General features: G+C 67.0%; 19 protein-coding genes. 11 read left to right on the top strand and 8 right to left on the bottom strand.

Annotated features, from left to right (window positions below; all coding sequences use genetic code 11):
* Positions 1-54 precede the first annotated feature (54 nt).
* On the bottom strand, positions 55-1,122 hold the full coding sequence (locus OG203_RS33575) for an alpha/beta fold hydrolase (RefSeq protein WP_405161231.1): 1,068 nt from the start codon (positions 1,120-1,122) through the stop codon (positions 55-57).
* A gap of 55 nt (positions 1,123-1,177) precedes the next feature.
* Entirely contained in the window at positions 1,178-2,035 is an 858-nt protein-coding gene (locus OG203_RS33570; protein WP_405161230.1) for an SCO6745 family protein, read from the bottom strand.
* 402 nt (positions 2,036-2,437) lie between these two features.
* Between OG203_RS33570 and OG203_RS33565 the strand changes: the two genes are divergently transcribed.
* Genes OG203_RS33565 through OG203_RS33540 form a run of 6 tightly spaced genes read left to right on the top strand, consistent with a single transcriptional unit; the run spans position 2,438 to position 7,810 of the window.
* Positions 2,438-4,159 (top strand): DEAD/DEAH box helicase, encoded by a 1,722-nt coding sequence (locus tag OG203_RS33565; protein ID WP_405168093.1) that lies wholly within the window; start codon positions 2,438-2,440, stop codon positions 4,157-4,159.
* 27 nt (positions 4,160-4,186) lie between these two features.
* Positions 4,187-5,422 (top strand): PQQ-binding-like beta-propeller repeat protein, encoded by a 1,236-nt coding sequence (locus OG203_RS33560; RefSeq protein ID WP_405161229.1) that lies wholly within the window; start codon positions 4,187-4,189, stop codon positions 5,420-5,422.
* A 37-nt stretch (positions 5,423-5,459) separates the two neighbouring features.
* A complete protein-coding gene (locus OG203_RS33555; protein WP_405161228.1) occupies positions 5,460-5,972 on the top strand; it encodes a nitroreductase/quinone reductase family protein in 513 nt (170 codons plus the stop codon).
* Between the two features lie 47 nt (positions 5,973-6,019).
* Positions 6,020-6,631 (top strand): acid phosphatase, encoded by a 612-nt coding sequence (locus OG203_RS33550; protein WP_405161227.1) that lies wholly within the window; start codon positions 6,020-6,022, stop codon positions 6,629-6,631.
* The gene (locus OG203_RS33545) at positions 6,628-7,113 is read left to right on the top strand and encodes a GNAT family N-acetyltransferase (protein WP_405161226.1); all 486 of its coding nucleotides are present in this window, start codon (positions 6,628-6,630) and stop codon (positions 7,111-7,113) included. The genes OG203_RS33550 and OG203_RS33545 overlap by 4 nt, the downstream gene beginning before the upstream one ends.
* Before the next feature lie 10 nt (positions 7,114-7,123).
* Positions 7,124-7,810, top strand: coding sequence for an endonuclease V (locus OG203_RS33540; protein ID WP_405161225.1), 687 nt, complete (start codon positions 7,124-7,126; stop codon positions 7,808-7,810).
* 41 nt (positions 7,811-7,851) lie between these two features.
* Here the strand turns inward: OG203_RS33540 and OG203_RS33535 are convergent, their stop codons facing one another.
* On the bottom strand, positions 7,852-8,280 hold the full coding sequence (locus OG203_RS33535; RefSeq protein ID WP_405161224.1) for a hypothetical protein: 429 nt from the start codon (positions 8,278-8,280) through the stop codon (positions 7,852-7,854).
* A 96-nt stretch (positions 8,281-8,376) separates the two neighbouring features.
* Here OG203_RS33535 and OG203_RS33530 point away from each other — a divergent pair, with 96 nt between their 5' ends.
* Both OG203_RS33530 and OG203_RS33525 read left to right on the top strand, forming a co-directional pair.
* Positions 8,377-9,321, top strand: coding sequence for a diacylglycerol/lipid kinase family protein (locus tag OG203_RS33530; RefSeq protein ID WP_405161223.1), 945 nt, complete (start codon positions 8,377-8,379; stop codon positions 9,319-9,321).
* Between the two features lie 252 nt (positions 9,322-9,573).
* Positions 9,574-9,828 (top strand): WhiB family transcriptional regulator, encoded by a 255-nt coding sequence (locus OG203_RS33525; protein WP_011211115.1) that lies wholly within the window; start codon positions 9,574-9,576, stop codon positions 9,826-9,828.
* Positions 9,829-9,942: 114 nt separating this feature from the next.
* On the opposite strand, the gene OG203_RS33520 is transcribed toward OG203_RS33525, so the two are convergent.
* A complete protein-coding gene (locus OG203_RS33520; RefSeq protein WP_405161222.1) occupies positions 9,943-11,457 on the bottom strand; it encodes a sensor histidine kinase in 1,515 nt (504 codons plus the stop codon).
* A gap of 20 nt (positions 11,458-11,477) precedes the next feature.
* Positions 11,478-11,693, bottom strand: coding sequence for a biotin/lipoyl-binding carrier protein (locus tag OG203_RS33515; protein WP_405161221.1), 216 nt, complete (start codon positions 11,691-11,693; stop codon positions 11,478-11,480).
* Positions 11,694-11,831: 138 nt separating this feature from the next.
* Here OG203_RS33515 and OG203_RS33510 point away from each other — a divergent pair, with 138 nt between their 5' ends.
* Positions 11,832-11,906, top strand: coding sequence for a 50S ribosomal protein bL37 (locus OG203_RS33510; RefSeq protein ID WP_022597109.1), 75 nt, complete (start codon positions 11,832-11,834; stop codon positions 11,904-11,906).
* A 79-nt stretch (positions 11,907-11,985) separates the two neighbouring features.
* On the opposite strand, the gene rsrA is transcribed toward OG203_RS33510, so the two are convergent.
* Together rsrA and OG203_RS33500 are read right to left on the bottom strand one after the other, a co-directional pair.
* On the bottom strand, positions 11,986-12,276 hold the full coding sequence (gene rsrA / locus OG203_RS33505) for a mycothiol system anti-sigma-R factor (protein WP_405161220.1): 291 nt from the start codon (positions 12,274-12,276) through the stop codon (positions 11,986-11,988).
* Positions 12,277-12,349: 73 nt separating this feature from the next.
* Entirely contained in the window at positions 12,350-13,192 is an 843-nt protein-coding gene (locus OG203_RS33500) for a sigma-70 family RNA polymerase sigma factor (protein ID WP_405168092.1), read from the bottom strand.
* Positions 13,193-13,366: 174 nt separating this feature from the next.
* Between OG203_RS33500 and ybaK the strand changes: the two genes are divergently transcribed.
* Both ybaK and OG203_RS33490 read left to right on the top strand, forming a co-directional pair.
* Positions 13,367-13,870 (top strand): Cys-tRNA(Pro) deacylase, encoded by a 504-nt coding sequence (gene ybaK / locus OG203_RS33495; protein ID WP_405161219.1) that lies wholly within the window; start codon positions 13,367-13,369, stop codon positions 13,868-13,870.
* 63 nt (positions 13,871-13,933) lie between these two features.
* Complete coding sequence (locus tag OG203_RS33490) at positions 13,934-14,233, top strand: hypothetical protein (protein ID WP_405161218.1); 300 nt, start codon at positions 13,934-13,936, stop codon at positions 14,231-14,233.
* A gap of 27 nt (positions 14,234-14,260) precedes the next feature.
* Here the strand turns inward: OG203_RS33490 and OG203_RS33485 are convergent, their stop codons facing one another.
* Positions 14,261-15,037, bottom strand: a complete 777-nt coding sequence (locus tag OG203_RS33485; RefSeq protein WP_405161217.1) for an SOS response-associated peptidase — start codon at positions 15,035-15,037, stop codon at positions 14,261-14,263.
* Positions 15,038-15,084: the final 47 nt, after the last annotated feature.

Genomic DNA, 15,084 nt, shown 5'->3' with positions numbered 1-15,084 from the left:
CCAGCCTAGTACGCCGCGGCGGTCACGCCGCTGGCGAGCGAAACTTGTCCGAATTCAGGCCGCCTCCGCCAAGAACTTGTCCAAATACGTCCACGTAGTGTTGCGCGCCTCGGGTCCGGTGAGGATGCCGAGGTGGCTACCGGGAGACGTTTCGTAGCGGACCGAAGCGGCACCGGTGAGGGTTCGGGTGCCCGCTTCGACGGCGGCGGCCGCGGTGATCGCGTCGGTGGGACCGCCGACCAGCAGGACGGGTGCGCTCACCTTGGCCAGCTCGATGCGCCGCTTGCCGAACCGCACGACGCCGCGACCGATGTCGTTGTTCAGGATGAACCTGCCCCACAACTGACCGTAGAAACGACCGGGATAGCCGGGCATATCGGCCATGAACCGGTCGATGGTTTCCATTCGAGCCAGCGTCTCGGTCCGGGTGATATTGCTGGCGACGAACCACGGGCGGGTCAGCTCGCGATCCCAGGCGGTGATCTTGTACCCGATTCGGGTCAGCGACGCAGGCACGCCTCCGACGGCGCGCACGAGTGTCGAGGTCCCTATCCCGCCGGTGAGCTTGGCGACCGCGCGCAGCTGCGGAATGCCCGTCATCTTGTCGTAGTCCAGCGGGGCACCGACCGCGGTGATCGAACGGATCGGCAGTTCGGGGTGCGCGGCGGCGGTGAGCAAGGCCAGCGTGCCGCCGATCGACCAGCCGACCAGATCGACCGGCTGACCGTCGCGGTCGGCGGAGGTGCGCAGCACGGCCTCGGGCAGGATCTCGTCGATCCAGTCCTCGAAGCCCATCCGCCGGTCGCCGAAGGTGATCTCGCCGTAGTCGACCACGTACGGCGCACGGCCGGTCTCGAGCAGGAACCCGGCCAGGCTCTGATCGGGGCGCAGGTCGAAGCAGGTGGCGGGCGCCGCAAGCGGCGGCACCAGCAACACAGCGGAATCCGTTGCGGCCGTGGCTGTTTCGGCACCACCGGGACGATGCTCGAAACGGCGCAACTGCCGATGCGGCTCGTCCCAGAGCACCGTCGACGGGGTGGGATCCGGTGCCTCGACGCCCGAACCGAAGGTCAGTGCCCACGCGTTGCGGGCGGCGGTGGTGACGGTGTCCGCGATATTCACCCCGAAAATGTCTCACATTTCGGTACCGGCGGTAACAGGCAAGTCCGCGTTGCGGCTACCGCTTGCCCATAGCGAGTGGATTCGCCGCGGGCACGATGGCGTCGTGCACTCGGTCGGCCAGCGGCGCGAGCGAGTTCGTCAATTCGGTGACGGAGTCGGCGGACAGCACCGCGAGCGCACCGTTCCATGCCGCGTCGTCCGTGCTCGCCTCGACCCGCCCGAGCAGGTCGGCACCGCTGCCGGTCAGCGCCGGGTTGACCGGCTCCCCCTCGACCACTCCCCTGGCCCGCAATTCATCGAACGCGTCCGCCCATTCCCGTTCGGACAGCCCACGCGCCCCGCGCAGCACCGATTCCATCGCCTTGCCCGCCGCCGCCTGCATGACCATCGCCTGACGCCCGGTCAGTCCGTGCGTGACCAGCGCGGCCACGTGACCATCGCCGCGATGCTCGCGCAACGAGGTGGTCAGTTGCCACAGCGCGCCCACCGGGTCCGCGGCCAGCGGCAGCGCCGCGTTCGCCGCGAAGAGCGGCCTGCCGGTCGGGTCGGCCTGTTCAAGCACCGGCGCGAGCAGCGACACCGCGCGGGCACACTCCGCCTCACCCGCGCCGAAACCACGCAGCAGCGCGGTAGACAGGTCGAGCCTGACCTCGAGGCACTGCTCGGGCGTGGCCAGCGACCAGGCCCCAGGCAGCGCTTTGCGCACCATTTCCGGATGAAAACCGGCGAAAATCGCCTGCACTGTGGCGGGAGTCACCGCACCGAGCGGCGCTGCCCGAAATGCGAAGTAAGTTTGCCAGTAACCGCGCAGTCCGATCGCGACTCCCGCCTCCTTGACGCCGGTCCCGAAATAGACCACATCATGTAGTGGCTCGAGAGTCTTCCAGATTTGCCGCGCGGGATGAATTGCCATGTCGCGCAGCGTACGTCGATGAACGGCGCGGCGAAACCGGAGTTCGGTTTCCGAATAATCGGCGGCGGCAATTCGAGCCGCGCACAATATCACGCTACAATCGCACCGGACAACGAAAAGTTTCGCTCGATGAGTTGCCAGATCTGTGCGTTCACCGCCCCGCGGTACCGACCGATCGGCATAACGAGCCGAGGTTTCGTCGTTCAGGAAAATGTGCGCGCACCAGCTCCGCATCACCAGTGCGCCGCGCCGATGTCTCCCGAGGTAGCCGCCACGCCGCGGCACCCGAAGACATCCAGAGCGTGGCCGGGTGAGTATCACAGGCGGAGACGTGGTCGTCGCGGGCCGACCGGTCCGCCCCACCTCGTGCGCGCGGGACGCGATTACGAGGAAGGCACGAACCTGAGCAAGATCACTGTCGAACAGGAACCCGGGGTAGCGGAGACGCTGTTGACCGCCGAACTGGACGCAACACATACCGCACCCACATTTGCCGAATTGGGCGTTCGCGACGAAATCGTGCGCGCGCTCAACGAGATCGGCATCGAACGTACTTTCGCCATTCAGGAACTCACCCTGCCGTTGGCGCTCGCCGGTGAAGATCTCATCGGTCAGGCCCGCACCGGCATGGGTAAGACCTTCGGCTTCGGCGTGCCGCTGCTGCATCGCATCGCCACCGCCGACACCGGCACCACGCCGTTGGACGGCACGCCGCGGGCGCTGGTCATCGTGCCGACCCGTGAGCTGTGCATCCAGGTCACCTCCGACCTGGAGAACGCGAGCAAGTACCTGACCAACCACCAGGGCCCGCTGAAGGTGGCCTCCATCTACGGTGGCCGCCCCTACGAGTCGCAGATCGCCGCGCTGCGCACCGGCGTCGACGTCGTCGTCGGCACCCCGGGTCGGCTGCTGGATCTGGCGAACCAGAACCATCTGATCCTCGGCAAGGTCGGCGTGCTGGTGCTCGACGAGGCCGACGAGATGCTCGACCTCGGCTTCCTGCCCGATATCGAGCGCATCCTGACCATGGTCCCTGACAAGCGCCAGACCATGCTCTTCTCGGCGACCATGCCGGGCCCGATCATCACCCTGGCCCGCACGTTCCTGAGCCGCCCGACCCACATCCGGGCCGAGGAAGCGCACGAGACGGCCATCCACGAGCGCACCGCGCAGTTCGTCTACCGGGCGCACGCGCTGGACAAGAGCGAACTGGTCGCCAAGATCCTGCAGGCCAAGGGCCGGGGCGCGACCATGATCTTCACCAGGACCAAGCGCACCGCGCAGAAGGTCGCCGACGATCTGGCCGAGCGCGGTTTCTCGGTCGGCGCCGTACACGGTGACCTCGGGCAGATCGCCCGCGAGAAGGCGCTCAACAAGTTCCGCAAGGGCGGCATCGACGTGCTCGTCGCGACCGACGTCGCGGCGCGTGGCATCGACATCGATGACATCACGCACGTCATCAACTACCAGTGCCCCGAGGACGAGAAGACCTACGTGCACCGGATCGGGCGCACCGGCCGGGCCGGACGCACCGGTATCGCGGTGACGCTGATCGACTGGGACGAGCTCGGCCGCTGGGCGGGCATCGACAAGGCGCTCGGCCTCGGCATCGCCGAGCCGGTGGAGACGTACTCGCGCTCGCCGCACCTGTTCGCCGAACTCGGCATCCCCGAGGGCGTGACCGGCACGGTCCGCAAGGCCAAGCCGGAGCGGGACGAGGACGCGGTCGTGGTGGAACGCCCGGCACGGGTCCCGCGTAAGCGCAACCGCAAGCGCACCGTGCGCGGCCAGCCGATCGACGAGGCGGAGACCAACGGCAACGGTGCCGCCAGCAACGGCAACGCCGACTCGGCGCACAGCAACGGCGCGCAGGCCGACGACGCAGCCACCGACGAGAACGGCGATCAGCCCGCCCGTCGCAGGCGTCGCCGTCGCAAGCCAGCGGGCGAGGCAGACAGCGGCGTGGAAACCACTGCCGCCGACTCCGCCAACGACAACGGATCCGATGACTCGGAGTCCGGTGACCAGCCCGCGCGTCGCAGGCGCCGTCGCCGCAAGCCGGTCGGCGAGAATGCGACCGAAGACAGTGGTAACGCGGTCGAGCCCGCCACGGCTTCGGTCTGACCGGCCGGATCCGCTACTCTCGCAACCGTGCTCGCACCCGAGCGGCGAACGCGCGCCGACGTCATCTCCGCTGCCGCGATCGCCGTACTCGTGGTGATCGCGGCGGTGGCGGTGTGGGTGCGTGGCGACGCGCACGGCACTGAATCGGTGACCGCGAGCTCGCCCGTGCCGACACCAACCGCGGCCGACCAGCTGCCGACCACGCTGGGTGAACTGTGGCATGCGCCCGACTCCGTGAGCAGCAGGGCGCTGACCTCCAGCGGCGTCGCCGTCACCGGTGACGACGGCACGGTGACCGGCCACGATCCGCGCACCGGCCAGGACCTGTGGCACTACAAGCGGGATATGCCGCTCTGCGGGATCGAGGGCCAGTTCAGCACCGTCGTCGCGGTCTACCGGGACGAGCGGGGCTGCAGCCAGGCCACCCTGCTCGCCGGGGACAGCGGTGCCAGGCGCACCGCGCGCAGCAGCTACATGGACGAGTCGGTGCGGCTGTCGGTCGACGGCACCTATGTACTCGCGCAGGGGCCGAAGCGGCTCGAGATGTGGCGCTCGGACCTGGTGCGCACGATCGAATACGGGTTCGTCGACGCGCCGGTGAACGTGAAAACCCAACCGCGCAAAGGCTGCACGCTGCTGTCGTCGGGATCGAGCCCGTCCCGGCTCGGCGTGCTCGAACGCTGCCCCGACGATGCCGCCGACCGGCTCACCATGCTGAATCCCGCGCCGAAGGACAACACGGTGCCCGAGGAGTTCGGCTCGCACGTATTGACCGGCGCCGGCGCGGACTCCCCTGACGCGCGGGTAGTCGCGGTGTCGGACAGCAGGATCGTGCTCTACCTGCCCGGCGCACCGGCCGCCGCCGGTGTCGAGGCGGCGGCACCGCGACTCGCCGTCTACGACGCGACCGGCAATCCGATTGTCGTGCACCAGCTTTCGGCGCCGCTGAGCGACAAGACGACAACAACCCGAATCGGTTCGGCCTACCTGGTTTTCACCGGCAACAGCGTAATCGCCTTGAACGGCAGCACCTTCGACCCGCTCTGGACCGCCGCCGGAGCACTCGGCTCCCCCGGTATGATGGCGGGCAGACTGCTCATGCCTACCGCGGGCGCGATCGCCGCCCTCGACCCCGCCTCCGGCGCCGAAGTCGCCCGCATCCCGGTGGACCGCCCCGGCTACACCGGCGCCCCCATCTCCCTCGCGGTACTCGGCACCACCGTCCTCGAACAACGCGGCCCCGAGCTCTACGCCCTCGGCTGACCCGAACTTGTCGGTGGGCTGCGGGACACTTGCGGTCATGAGTGAACCGCAGACGCCCGCAACAGATTCGGCTCGGAAGATCACCTCCTTCGACGATCCCGACGCACCGTGGAACCAAGTCTCCGAGAATGACATCGTGCACTGGAACGACGGCGTCATCGACGAATTCCGCGCGAACGACGGCAAGGTCGGTGGCTCGTATGCGGGTGCCGAACTAGTGCTGCTGACCACCACCGGCGCCAAGAGCGGCAAGAAGCACGTGGTCCCGCTCGCCGTGCTGCGCCGCGACGAGACCCTTTACCTGAGTTCGTTCATCGAGGGCAAATACCCGGCCTGGTACCACAACGTCAAGGCCGATCCACAGGTCACGCTGGAGTTCGGGAACACGACCTACCAGGGCACCGCGCGTGCCCTCGAAGGCGCGGAGTACGACGAGTTCGCCGGGTGGGCGCTGGCGCACAACCCCTTGCTCGCGGACTACCAGTCCAAGGTCGAGCGACCGCTACCGCTGGTCGTGCTGACCCTGGAACTACCAGCTGACCGGCGGTAACACCGGCCGGACGGTAGGGCTCGCCTGGCGTGCACAATGATGGATCCATGTCCGTACTCGACGATGCCCGACTAGTGCTGCTGCGACACGGCGAGACCACCTGGTCCACCCAACGCCGCCACACCGGCCGTACCGACCTGCCGCTCACCGAGCAGGGCGAGGCGCAGGCAAGGGCCGCCGGTCCGCTGCTGACCGCGCTGAAGCTGCGCGATCCGCTGGTGCTCACCAGCCCGCGCCGACGCGCGATACACACCGCGGAGCTGGCCGGGCTCACCGACAGCACCGTCGATGACGACCTGGCCGAATGGGACTACGGCGACTACGAGGGGCTGACCACCCCGGAGATCCGCGAGAGCGCGCCGGACTGGACCATCTGGACCGGTGCCGTGCCGGGCGGCGAGTCCGCCGACGCGGTGCGGGCTCGGGCCGACCGCGTGCTCGCCGCGGTGGAACCGAAGCTGCCGCAACGGGATGTCGTGCTCGTCGGGCACGGGCACTTCTCCAGGGCGTTGATCGCCCGTTGGGCCGAGTTCGATATACATGAGGGCCGCCGGTTCGCCATGTCGACCGGCGCGCTGACCGTGCTCAGCTATGAACACGACGTGCGAACCATCCTGGCGCACAACCTGGTTCCGACCGCTGATGGAGTAACACTGTGACTGTAGTACCGCGTCGCGCCACCCCCGCCGACGTACCAGGCCTGGTTGGTCTGGTCCACGACCTCGCCGAATACGAGAAGGCAAGCGGCCTGTGCACGGTCACCGCGGCACAGCTCGACACCGCCCTGTTCGGTCCGGAGCCGAAGGTCTTCGCGCACGTGGTCGAGGAAGAGGGCCAGCTGGTCGGCTGCGCGATCTGGTTCCTCAACTTCTCCACCTGGATCGGCGTGCACGGCATCTACCTCGAGGACCTCTACGTCAAGCCGGAAACGCGCGGCAAGGGCTACGGCAAGGCATTGCTCGCCACGCTGGCAAAGGAGGCCGTCGACAACGACTACGGCAGGCTCGACTGGGCCGTCCTGACCTGGAACAAACCCTCCATCGATTTCTACGAATCCCTCGGCGCCACACCACAGGACGAGTGGGTCGGCTACCGCCTCACCGGCGAACCGCTCGGCACGCTGGCCAAGGAAGCCCAGTAACACCCCGACGATGACATGGCTCGCCCCCATCGACGAAGACTCCTGGCCGACCACCCTGGACGAAGCCATGGCGATGCAGGACGAATTGCGGCCGAAAGTCGAAACAACCGGGGATAACCAGGAATTCGGCACCATCGCCGGGCTCGACTGCGCCTACGCCGACTCCGGGGAGGTCGCCGCGGCCGTTGTCGTGCTGAACGCGACCACCCTGGAAACCGTCAGTACAGCTGTCGCGCACGGTACTTCGTCCTTCCCGTACTTTCCCGGCCTGCTCGCGTTCCGCGAATTGCCAACGACCGTACGGGTATTGGCACAGCTCGATACCGCACCGGATCTACTGGTCTGTGACGCACAGGGTTTGGCACATCCACGGCGCTTCGGCTTCGCCTGCCACATCGGGGTGCTCACCGGCGTGCCGACCATCGGCGTCGCCAAATCGGTCTGGGGTGACTACGTCGAACCGGGTCTCGAGCGCGGCGCGAGCACCGACCTCACCATCGACGGCGAGGTCGTCGGCCGTGCCCTGCGCACCAGAACCGGCGTGAAACCCGTCTTCGTCTCGGTCGGCCACCGCATCGACCTCGACACCGCGTGCGCCAAGGTCCTCGCCCTCACACCGAACTACCGCCTTCCCGAAACCACCCGCCGGGCCGACTCGCTCTGCCGCGCGGCACTCCGCAGCGCCGTCACCGAATAAGGGGTCAGCACAACCGTACTCGCGCGGTCGAGTTCCGTTGATCAAGAATTCTCGGGCTCGATCGCGTAGTCCGCGGCCATCCAGCGGGTGGAGGCGGGGGCGAACAGCAGTACCAGGGTGGAGACGACGACGATGCCGAGTAGGGCGCCGAAGACCGGCTGATGCGAGTCGGTGAGCAGCGACCAGGTGACCGGCAGCAACAGCAACTGGGCGATCACCGCGATCGCCCGCCCCCACCGCTTGCCGAGCAGCAGGCCGATGCCCGCTGCGAGCACGGCGCCGCCGAGGATGCCGAACCAGGCGGCGGTGCCGTACCCGCTGGCCTTGGACTGATCGTGGCCGAGCAGCCCGCGCACGATCAACACCAGCGCGACGACGACGGCGACGGCACCTTCCAGCGTCACCAGCCCCCCGGCGCCACGCACCGTCCTCGGTGCACCCACGGAAACGTCACCCTTACGTTCAGCCACCCGCCAAGACTACGACCCGCCGTAGTGGCCGTCGCCGCGACCGTTCCGGTTCAGCGGCTTTTCGGACCGGATCCGGCGACGATTAGGCTGCGGGACGTGCGGACGCTGCTGATCGTGAATCCGAATGCCACCTCGACCACTCCGGCGACTCGGGACCTGCTGGCGCACGCGCTGGAAAGCCGCACGCAGTTGACCGTCGCGCACACCCAGCACCGCGGCCACGCCGCCGAATTGGCCCAGTGGGCAGCGACCAACGAGATGGACCTGATCGTCGTGCACGGCGGCGACGGGACGGTCAACGAGACCATCAACGGCTTCCTGCCGCTGCCCGAGCTCAACGACGGGCAGGCCTGGCTGCCCCGGCTCGGCGTGATCCCCGGCGGCTCGGCGAACGTCTTCGCGCGGGCGGTCGGCATCGCGCCGGACCCGGTGACCGCTACCAACCAGCTGATCGATTTGCTGACGCTGGACCGGGACCGCAGGATCGGGCTCGGCCTCGCCGACGATCGCTGGTTCACCTTCAGCGCGGGCGTCGGCCTCGACGCCGACGTCTGCGAGGCGATCGACGCCAGCCGCGCCGACGGCAAGACCGCCACCCCGGCCCGCTACCTTCGAACAACCGTACGACAGTTCTTCCGCGCCAAGCGTAACGAGCCGAGCGTCCGGATCGAGGTCCCCGGCCACGAGCCGGTTACCGACGTGCATTACGCCTTCGTAACGAACACAACACCCTGGACCTACCTCAACACCACCCCGGTGCACACCAACCCAGGCACAAGGTTCGAGGACGGTCTCGGCGTGTTTGCCGTGCGTTCCATGGCGGTACTGCCTACACTGCTGCTTGCCAGACAGCTCTTGGCAGTCGACGGAAACCCCAAGTCTCGCAATTTGTTTCGCGAAGACAACGTTCCGTCCGTGCGCATCGAGACAAAGGAACCCATCGGTCTGCAAATCGATGGTGACTTTATCGGGAAGCGCAACGTGGTGGATTTCACGGCCGTGCCCGCCGTCTTGGATGTCGTGGCGCCGCGACCAGAGTGATGCAGGAAACGCACGAAAAACATCGTGGTAGTGCTGCGAAAACTGGGTAGAGCGAGTACAAAGGACCGGGCAGGTTCCCCTAGCGGGGGCCGATAGAGCGTGAGCTTCCCCACGGTGCACCAGATACCTATTGACATCTACGGTGTTCGTGAAAGCATTCACAAGCAACCGTGCGGAAACATTCGAGTCGCACAAGTGAACGATCCACAAACCGTCGGCGCCATTTGCGGCGCCCAGCAAAGGAGCAGAGGAATGGACTGGCGCCACAAGGCCATCTGTCGCGACGAGGACCCCGAACTGTTTTTCCCGGTGGGTAACAGTGGTCCTGCGCTCGCGCAGATTGCCGATGCCAAGCTGGTCTGCGCTCGCTGCCCCGTTACCGCTGACTGCCTGTCCTGGGCCCTGAAGTCCGGACAGGATGCCGGCGTGTGGGGCGGTATGAGTGAAGACGAGCGCCGGGCGCTCAAGCGTCGCAACGCACGCACGCGCACCCGCACCGTCGTCTAGCAGACGATCGGATTTACCGGACCATTCAGCCCCGGTCCGGTAAACGCATTTAAGCCCGGCACCCCCGAGGTGCCGGGCTCTCTTGTGCCCCAACGCATATAACGAAACGACTTACTAACGGCCGGAACGACGCCCAAGTGGAACGCGAAGCACCGCATCGGTTCCGATGTCGGCGCCGGGGTGCAGGCCGATCGAACCACCCAGTTCCGCGGTCACCAGGGTGCGCACGATTTGCAGGCCGAGGCGATCGGAGGATTCCAGGCTGAAACCGGTGGGCAGGCCGCGACCGTCATCGCTGATGATCACGTCGAGCCAGCGCGCCGAACGCTCGGAACGGATTGTCACCGTGCCGTTCTCGCCGGAATCGAAGGCGTGCTCGATCGCGTTCTGCACCAGTTCGGTCAGCACCATCACCAGCGGCGTCGCGCGTTCGGCGGAGAACACGCCGAGCGAGCCGGCGCGGCGCACCTTGATCCGCGCGGTGTGCACGGTGGCAACGTCGGCCATGATCGGCAGCAGCCGATCGACCACCTCGTCCAGGTCGACCTCTTCGTCCACCGACATCGACAGCATCTCGTGCACCGACGCGATGGAGGTGACCCTGCGCACCGACTCGGTGAGCGCGACCTGCGCCTCCTCGTTCTCGGTGCGACGGGCCTGCAGCCGAAGCAGCGCGGCGACGGTCTGCAGGTTGTTCTTCACCCGGTGATGGATCTCCCGGATGGTGGCGTCCTTGCTCAGCAGCGCCCGGTCCCGCCGTTTGACCTCTGTGACATCGCGCACAAGTACTGCGGCACCGGCCAATTCGCCGTGCGGGCGCAGCACAAGGGTGCGCAGCAGCACGGTCGCCCCGCGCGCCTCCACCTCCATCCGGCGCCCGGTGCGCCCGGCCAGCGCGGCCTGGATGTCGCCGACCACCTCCTGGGCGTCGAACGGGTCGGTGATCAGCGAGCGGGTGAGCACCGCGAGATCCTGGCCGGCCAGATCGGCCTGCAGGCCCATCCGGTGATAGGCGGACAGCGCGTTCGGGCTGGCGTAGACGACGATGCCGTCGGTGTCGAGGCGGATGAAACCGTCACCGGCGCGCGGGCTGGAATGGGTGGCCGCGCGATCCTCGGTGGTCGGGAAGGTGCCGTCGGCGATCATCTGGCACAGGTCGTCGGCGCAAGCGACGTAAGCGATTTCGAGCGTGCTGCGGACCCTGGAGCGCTGCACGTCGGTGTCCCGGCTCAGCACCGCGATGACATCGTCGCCGCAGCGCACCGGGATGGCCTCGCGGACCGCGTGCACCGGAGTCGGGTGGTAGACGCCCGCGGTTTCCACATCACGGTCGGCGCGGACGATCTTGCCGGACATCAACGCCTCGAACACCTGCGGATGATCGGCCTGCAGGGCCAGGGTGCCGACCAGGTCCTCGTGGTGCACGGTGGACGCGGTGGTCGGACGGCATTGCGCGACACACACGATGTCGGCGCCCGCCGCGATCGGTCCCGCGCCGACCCACAGCTGCAGATCGGCGAAGGACAGATCGGCAAGCAGCTGCCAATCACCCACCACGCGCTGCAGATGGTCCACGGCGACGCCGGGTAGGTCGGTGTGTTCGGCTAATAGCTCGCTCAGCGTTGCCATGAAGATCTACCGCTATCGCTCTAGGAGATGACTGCGATGAGGTGACCGGCCTTGATGGCATCGCCCTCTTTGACGCCGATCGAGGTGACGGTGCCCGCGACCTCGGCGAGCACCGGGATCTCCATCTTCATCGACTCGAGGATCACCAGGGTGTCGCCTTCTTTGACGGCGTCACCCTGCTTGACGACGACCTGATAGACCACCGACACCAGCTCGGCGAGCACTTCCTCAGCCATGTGAAACCCCATTCGTTCGGTTGGTTCGCCGCAGCTCACTCGGCGGGTTCGAGCAGCCGGGCCGCACGGCCTGCATCCGCTGAAGGTATAGCCAACCACACGTGAAACAATGGCCTTCAATCAGAAGGGAGACTACTCATGGGTAAGCGCGGACGTAAGAAGCGTAGTCGCAAGGGCAACGCGGCCAACCACGGCAAGCGGCCAAACGCCTGAGCGAGAGCTCGGCCGAAAAACGCAGAGCGGCACGCACTTCCGCAGGGAAGGCGTGCCGCTCAGTTGTTTGCGGGGTGATCTAGGAGTCGGCGGAGTCGATCTTGGTCTCCACCACGGTCACCGTCCGGCGGATCTCGAAGGTGAGTCGCTCGCGCAGCGCGTCCGGCGCGCGGTCGCCGCCGCACTTGCGACTCAGCAGACCTTTGATCTTCTCTTCGATGCCGTAGGCCTCGATGCAAGGCGAGCAATGATCAATGTGGTGCTGCAACCGAGCACGGGTGTCGTCGTTGCACTCACCATCGAGCATCAGCCAGATATCGGTGAGTACGGCCGTGCAGTCCAAGTCCATATCGGGGTCCCGCTCGGTCACGACCGCACCTCGCTGGCGCTCGGCTCCGCCGCGACCGATGGTGCTGCGCTTGTGATTCGCTCGCTGCGCTCCCTCATGACTGCTTGACCTCCTGGCGTTCCCCCGAACGGTTGAATCCACGTTCGCGCGCCACATCGGCGAGCAAACCCTTGAGCTGCTTGCGACCACGGTGCAGCCGGGACATCACGGTACCGATGGGGGTGCCCATGATGTCGGCGATTTCCTTATATGGGAAGCCTTCGACATCGGCGTAGTACACGGCCATCCGGAATTCCTCCGGCAGCTCCTGCAACGCGGCCTTGATGTCGTCGTCCGGGAGTGCGTCCAGCGCCTCGACCTCGGCCGAACGCAGACCCTGCGAGGTGTGCTCGGCGGTGGCCGCCAGCTGCCAGTCGGTGATCTCGTCGGTCGGATACTGCGCGGGCTGGCGCTGCTTCTTGCGGTAGGAGTTGATGTAGGTATTGGTCAGGATCCGGTAGAGCCAGGCGCGCAGGTTGGTGCCCTCTTTGAAGGACTTGAACCCCTGGAACGCCTTGACGTAGGTCTCCTGCACCAGGTCCTCGGCGTCGGCCGGATTCCTGGTCATCCGCAGCGCGGCACCGTAGAGCTGGTCGAGCAGCGGGAGCGCGTCGCGCTCGAACCGCTGGGCCAGCTCGGTGTCGTCGACCGCGGCACCGACACCGTCGGTCACCGCGTCTGCGTCTGATTCGCGGCCCTCGCGGGTCCCTGCGTGGTTACGCTCCGCTGCCGCCTCCGGGCCCGTCGCTCGCGCCGCATGGTCGCTCGTCACACCTGTCCCTTCGATCGCCGTACCTGCCAAATCTACCGGCACTGGCAATCCGTCGGGGAATCCGGCTTCCGTCGGTGACGCCTTCGTCCAGATCGGACGTTCGTCGAGCAGCACGGGCACCGACATCTCCTTCACGTCATTTACTGGGCTGATCAGTGGCGACGGCGGGATATTCGGTCCCAGCCGAGCGCTATGTACTCGCTTCCAACATGCGGGACACGTCCTGTGTTCCCGCGGCGAAACACCGGCACCGCAAAACCCGTTGCGGGCCGGGCGGGTGTCGTCGTTAAGGTTTCCGCCATGGCAGGAGCCTCGACACCGGCGATCCGGACGCTGACCACGGCCAAGGTCGCCCATCGGGTGCATGCCTATAAGCACGATCCGCGCGCCGATTCCTATGGCACCGAGGCGGTGGACGCGCTCGCCGAGGAATTGGGTGTGACGGCGGCGCAGATCTTCAAGACGTTGGTGCTCGAATTGTCGAACGGCTCGCTCGCCGTTGCCGTGCTTCCGGTGCCGAATACGTTGTCGCTCAAGGCCGCAGCGGCCGCGCTCGGTGTGCCGAAGGCGAGCATGGCCGACAAGGCGAAGGCCGAACGGACGACCGGCTATGTGCTCGGCGGCATCTCCCCGCTGGGCCAGCGCAAGCCGCTGCCGACCGTGGTGGACGACTCCGCGCTGAACTGGGACCGCGTCCTGTGCAGCGCCGGCCGGCGCGGGTTGGAGATCGAGGTGGCGCCCGCCGACCTGATCCGGCTGACCTCGGCGGTGACCGCCACAGTGAGGACCGGTCAATTCACTTGATTCGACACAATCTGTGCGTCAATGGACGTGCCAGATTCGTCCGATTCGAGGATGTGATGCGAAATGCCCGCGCACCAGCGTGTACGCCCCGTGATCGTCGCCCTGCTCGGAACCGTGGCCGTCGGCGCGCTGGCGCTGTCGGCCCCGACCGCCACCGCGGCGCCGTCGACCGCGACATGGGTCGGCGTCGACGTCCCGCTCGACGGTAAGGGCATCGACGACAGCAACCCCACCAAAGACAAAAAGGCGGACAAGGCCGAGAAGCTCGGAGGCACCGTGACCGGCCAAGTCATCGACCTGGTCACCGGCATCGTCAAATGTGGGCTCAATATCGCGACCCCGGCCGTGAAGTGCGACCTCTGACGTAGTGCCACCCACGGAGCCGGGCGATCAGAGCAAGCTGATCTGCCCGGCTTCTTCGTCTTCCGACACACGCTCGAGCAGTTCCGGCCCGTTGTTCTTCACGCTGTTGACCAGCGATGGCACCGGTCGCGCCACGATCCCCGCGATCGCCGCCGCGCTCGGCGTCTCCAGCAGCGCGGCCGGTGCCGGGTGGTCCGGGTCCAGCCAGGCGTCCCAGTGCTCCTGCGGCATCGGTAGCGGCATGCGGTCGTGGATGCGGGTCAGGTCGCCGACCGCGTCGGTGGTCAGGATGGTGCAGGACAGCAGCGGCTCGCTCTCGTCGAGGGACTTGTCCCGCCACACCGACCACAGCCCGGCCATGTACAGCCGGGAGCCGTCGGCCTGTGCCATGAAGAAGGGCTTCTTGACGGCCTTGCCCTTGTCTCCCGGCTCAACGACCCACTCGTACCAGCCGTCCATCGGGACCAGGCAGCGCCGGTACTTCACCGCGTCGCGGAACGAGGGGGTGGTCGCGGCCTTGTCGGCGCGCGCGTTGAACAGCGGCTTGCCCTTCACCGGAACACCCGGCTCGGCGGCCTTGGTCCACAACGGAATCAGGCCCCAGCGCATCCGCCGCAGGCGCAGCTTGGGGTCGTCGTCCTTGTGGCCGTGCTCGTGCCGCTCCACCACGGTGAGCACCTGCGTCGTCGGCGCGACGTTGTAATTGGTGAAGGGGGCCGAGCCAGTGCTTTCGGTTTCATCGATCGCATCCAGCTCGACCGCGAGTCGGCCGGGATCTGTCGTGGTCGCATATCGTCCGCACATATCTCGATACTCCCACCCACCACCGACAGTCTCATGGACAATTGATC

Origin of the sequence: Nocardia sp. NBC_01499 (assembly GCF_045040275.1) — a bacterium.
Classification (GTDB): domain Bacteria; phylum Actinomycetota; class Actinomycetes; order Mycobacteriales; family Mycobacteriaceae; genus Nocardia.
The sequence above is the reverse complement of the archived record's forward strand: the minus strand, read 5'-3'. Positions and strand labels throughout refer to the sequence as shown.

Bases quoted from the DNA above. Each gene is read 5' to 3' on its own strand.
- OG203_RS33570 (WP_405161230.1), bottom strand. From the start codon at position 2,035: ATGGCAATTCATCCCGCGCGGCAAATCTGGAAGACTCTCGAGCCACTA.
- OG203_RS33555 (WP_405161228.1), top strand. From the start codon at position 5,460: ATGAGTGAACCGCAGACGCCCGCAACAGATTCGGCTCGGAAGATCACC.
- OG203_RS33550 (WP_405161227.1), top strand. From the start codon at position 6,020: ATGTCCGTACTCGACGATGCCCGACTAGTGCTGCTGCGACACGGCGAG.
- OG203_RS33540 (WP_405161225.1), top strand. From the start codon at position 7,124: ATGACATGGCTCGCCCCCATCGACGAAGACTCCTGGCCGACCACCCTG.
- OG203_RS33525 (WP_011211115.1), top strand. From the start codon at position 9,574: ATGGACTGGCGCCACAAGGCCATCTGTCGCGACGAGGACCCCGAACTG.
- OG203_RS33520 (WP_405161222.1), bottom strand. From the start codon at position 11,457: ATGGCAACGCTGAGCGAGCTATTAGCCGAACACACCGACCTACCCGGC.
- OG203_RS33515 (WP_405161221.1), bottom strand. From the start codon at position 11,693: ATGGCTGAGGAAGTGCTCGCCGAGCTGGTGTCGGTGGTCTATCAGGTC.
- OG203_RS33500 (WP_405168092.1), bottom strand. From the start codon at position 13,192: ATGTCGGTGCCCGTGCTGCTCGACGAACGTCCGATCTGGACGAAGGCG.
- ybaK (WP_405161219.1), top strand. From the start codon at position 13,367: ATGGCAGGAGCCTCGACACCGGCGATCCGGACGCTGACCACGGCCAAG.
- OG203_RS33490 (WP_405161218.1), top strand. From the start codon at position 13,934: ATGCCCGCGCACCAGCGTGTACGCCCCGTGATCGTCGCCCTGCTCGGA.
- OG203_RS33485 (WP_405161217.1), bottom strand. From the start codon at position 15,037: ATGTGCGGACGATATGCGACCACGACAGATCCCGGCCGACTCGCGGTC.